Annotated in this window: 4 protein-coding genes; all 4 read right to left on the reverse strand. The window is 43.5% G+C overall.

Features of this window, described 5'->3' with window-relative positions; genetic code table 11:
• Nucleotides 1-94 (reverse strand): protease modulator HflK N-terminal domain-containing protein (locus A3763_RS27545; protein WP_156495028.1); only part of this gene is annotated, 94 nt, incomplete at its 3' end.
• Nucleotides 95-336: 242 nt separating this feature from the next.
• Nucleotides 337-2,463 (reverse strand): hypothetical protein, encoded by a 2,127-nt coding sequence (locus tag A3763_RS09370; RefSeq protein WP_068633368.1) that lies wholly within the window; start codon nt 2,461-2,463, stop codon nt 337-339.
• Nucleotides 2,464-2,701: 238 nt separating this feature from the next.
• The gene (hflX, locus tag A3763_RS09375) at nt 2,702-3,997 is read right to left on the reverse strand and encodes a ribosome rescue GTPase HflX (RefSeq protein ID WP_068514973.1); all 1,296 of its coding nucleotides are present in this window, start codon (nt 3,995-3,997) and stop codon (nt 2,702-2,704) included.
• Nucleotides 3,998-4,073: 76 nt separating this feature from the next.
• On the reverse strand, nt 4,074-4,310 hold the full coding sequence (gene hfq, locus A3763_RS09380; protein ID WP_068514970.1) for an RNA chaperone Hfq: 237 nt from the start codon (nt 4,308-4,310) through the stop codon (nt 4,074-4,076).
• Nucleotides 4,311-4,314 lie beyond the last annotated feature (4 nt).

A 4,314-nucleotide genomic window follows, 5' to 3' on the forward strand; every position in this document is an offset into this window, starting at 1 on the left:
GTGGCCCTTGATTATTGCCGCCTTTATTCCCTCGATTATTAGAACCCCAAGGGTCGTTATCATTACGATTACCACCCGGCTCATTCCAGGCCATAGAAGACTCCGTTACATTTTTTAGATTAGTTTCATGAAAGATTCTTACGAATCAAAGTATTGTGACTTAATTGCCCACAAGTGTGGTTAATGAGGGCAAAGTCTTAGTTTACAAGAGGCACATAGTATTGTGCTTGGAGACGGACAGCAAGCGGTTTTTATGGTGGGCGTTTATCAGACATAAAAATGGGCAAGCTTATGCTTCCCCATTAAGGATTTAGATCTAACTATTAAATAAGAAACCTAGTGAAGGAAAGAGATAAAACGTTCTTCAATCACCCCATCTGCGCGTGTTACAGCGACTTTTAATGTACCGAAGCTAGTAGCAGGGTCATCATCTGCCTCTACTATAATCATGTTAGTAAACGGAATCGGATTACCGTCAGAATCTACTGGACACTGATTAGGAATTACAATATTTTGGCCCGTTACAATCTCACCATCCTCAACACTTACTGCTACAGTAGTGCCATTTGCAGGCATTAGCCCTTTACCATCAGTAATTGTAACTAGAACTCCTGCGGCGCCCGCTGAAGCATCCAGAACCCCACCACCTAAGTTATCAGAAATTACGACATCATCTTCAGACATACAGATCGTAGCTACACGTCTTACATCGACTAGCGACTCACAATGATACGGAGAATTAGGGTCATCAGGATCCGAAGGTTCTTCAGCTGCCTCAGTACAACTTGCCCCCTGATAAAATCCCGGATTAGTCTTAGTGTCGTATACCTGATTATTGTTAAAATCTGAGTAGAACTCATTATCATCACGCACACCATTATAGTTAACATCGATATAAGCTTCGTCCAGTTCGACATCTATGACTTCACCTAAATCATATTGACCATTCAAGTTCGCATCAATAAATGACTCCTCTCCAGTCGTACGTGCCATAATATGCACTAAACCGTTATCGGGACGCGGATTCGAACTTGTCCAATCAACTGAACAAAAGCCACTATCTAATTCACAGGAACCCACTATCTGACCACCGGTTGTCACAAAAGAAACCTGAGTACCATCTCTAGCCTCATTATTAAAGCGGTCACCTGCGCGCACAGTCATTCGAGAAGTTGTTCCAGAAATATCCCAACCACGAGGGTTAAAGGTCTCTACAGATAAAGTAAAGCTGTCTTGGTCAGGAAGTCCACCCAGAACGGCAATTGAATCAGATGTCGTAGTTGTCGTTGCAGTTGAACCATCCTCATACTCAACAGTTACCGTTGCAATGATTGCCACACTAATGTTAACGCCACCAGCAGTAAGCTGTACTGAAGTATTACCCTCTTCATCCGTTACCGAAGAATAAGTCGATAAGCCATTAGGGAAAGTAATCCCCCCCACATTCGTTGACAGAGAATATTCAATTGTTTCACCTGCCATCGGCTCGCCCGTCGCATCGTTCAAACTGAAGGTAACGGTTGTAACCTCTGGGTGAGCACTTGAGCCACTGCCTTTCAACGCGATGGTTGAAGGATCAGCCGATACAAAAGCTAATTCACCTAGTATTTGCTCTGCTACGTTAATATTTGCTGTAGCTGAGGTCCCATCACTTAGTGTAGCGGTAATGACATCAGGCCCTTCACAGGTATTCGCAGTATACGTTGCAACCGCGGTACCTGTCGTTGTATTAACCGAAGATGAAATATCCGACTTGCCTTGCTGCACACAATTTGAAGTAAAGCTAACCGACACGGAACTAGAGGTAAATAGAGTATTACCGTTGGTATCAACAATATTGACCGACACAACCGTGTCGCCACCATAGGTTAGATCAACACCGTCAGTTAGCGTTGTCATTTCACCCGATACAAAAGAATCGCCAGAACTTCTACCCAAACCTAAACTAGAGATATCAATTGTTACGGATGCAGTTGAGGTATTACCTTCATCATCAGTTGTCGTTGCTGTTATCGTATCCGAACCAGTACAAGATGTGGCAGTATAATTTACGGTCGCCACACCTGCAGAACTTAACGCTGACTCACCAATTGTCGCCAATCCTTGTGTCGCACAAGCTGAACTAAAGCTCACTGAGGTTGGCGTTGCTAATAATTCATTATCCCTACCTGCATTAACTACATTGACAGATATCGTCGTACTAGCACCGTAAGAAAGCACCTCACCGTCAGCCAAACCGGTTACCATTGCACCAGCATCAAAACTATTACCTGAACCAGAACCTAACCTCTCGTCCACGTCAGCAGTCGGTGATGTATCCGTCCCGGAATCGGTTTCAGTAGTTTCAGTACCACTTGAATCATCTGGGTTACCATTACCCACACCAAAACCGTCACTTCCGCTACATGCACTTAGCAAAAGCGCCATGCTCAGCGATAAAACCACTGATTTATTAAGAAACATATCTTATCCTCAATTTGGCAATGCCTAAAATATCAATATCTTACGATGAATTCCTAGAAAAGAAGTTCGCTATCCATAAAACATAGCACAGCTTTTTATTTTTAACAGAAGTACTTACATAACTTAGTGTAAGTTTTTTTGAGAAATGTAATTTTCTGACTTGACGCACATTTGGCTGCACGTTTTCAGTCAAATGCGTGACATTTTAGTGCCTTTTATCGGGCTGGATAGCTTGTGATTACAAGTTAGTGATATCTAAATCAGATTCATTAACTTCAGCTTGGCGAAGCAGTCTTTCGTAATCGAGGCGCTGTAAGCGAATCTCTAGAACTAGCCCGCCTTCTTCATCATAGCTTTCATCCTGCACGACCGATGCAGCATAAAACAAGGCTCTTAGTTTTCCACCTTTAGAAGGGTCAAGTTTAATTTTCTGATGAACTATTTCATCACCAAGAATTTCAATAATCGCTTGATTAAGCAGATCTACACCAGCACCCGTATAAGCAGACACCCATACTCGCTGCGGCACACCGTCTTCATCTCTATCTATTCTCGGCTCACGACCGTCTAATAGATCTAGCTTATTATAAACCTTTAAAGTCGGAACCTTATCCGCACCAATCTCCTTAAGAACATGCTCCACCTGCTCAATATTATCCATGCGACCTTCATCATGACAATCAATGACATGCAAAAGAAGCGTAGCGTTGCAGGTTTCTTCAAGCGTTGCCCGGAAGGCATCTACCAATTTATGCGGGAGATGTCTAATAAAACCAACGGTATCAACCAAAATAGCGTTGCCGATATCCGGCAGGTTCAACTTTCTTAAAGTCGGGTCCAAGGTTGCAAACAGCTGGTCGGCAGCATAAACATCCGCTTCAGTGACTCGATTGAATAAAGTAGATTTACCAGCATTGGTATAACCAACCAAGGATACTGTTGGTATTTCTGCACGGGTGCGTGCTCTACGACCTTGGTCACGCTGTTTACGAACTTTCTCCAGACGTGAGGTAATAGTCTTGATACGACCGCGAAGTAAACGTCTATCACTTTCTAACTGAGTCTCACCCGGCCCTCGTAAACCGATACCACCCTTTTGACGCTCCAAGTGGGTCCAGCCGCGAATCAATCTCGTCGACATATATTCTAACTGAGCAAGTTCGACCTGCAGCTTACCTTCGTGAGTTCTCGCCCGCTGAGCAAAGATATCCAAAATGATACCTGTACGGTCGATAATTCTACACTCCAGGGCCGCTTCAAGATTTCGCTGCTGACTTGGTGACAAAGCATGATTAAACAGCACAACATCTGCCTCACCATGCTCTAACTCGAACTGTATTTCTTCCAGCTTACCCTTACCAACAAAGTGCCGGGCATCCGGCTTATCTCTAGAGCCAGTAATGACTGCTAGCGTTTCAACCCCAGCAGAAGACACTAACTCCTTGAATTCATCAGGGTCTTCACGTTCTTTTTCAGAGTTAAAATCAATATGAACCAGTATAGCCAGCTCACCGGAGTCGGGACGGTCAAACACGTTTAATTACTACTCCGGCGGGCAAAAAAGCTAAGCGACGATAAAAGTCTGATAGTGGGGATAGAGTCAAGATAGACTATGACTCTTGTTCTTCAGGTGTTGCAACGCGAACATTACGTGCAGGTACAACCGTTGAAATAGCGTGCTTATACACCATTTGGCTAACAGTGTTTTTAAGTAAAATGACAAACTGGTCAAATGACTCAATCTGGCCTTGTAGCTTAATGCCGTTAACAAGAAATATTGAAACAGGAATTCGCTCTTTACGAAGTGCATTCAAATATGGATCTTGAAGAGAGTGACCCTTAGACATTTTA

The sequence above is a fragment of the Oleiphilus sp. HI0128 genome, from assembly GCF_001635365.1.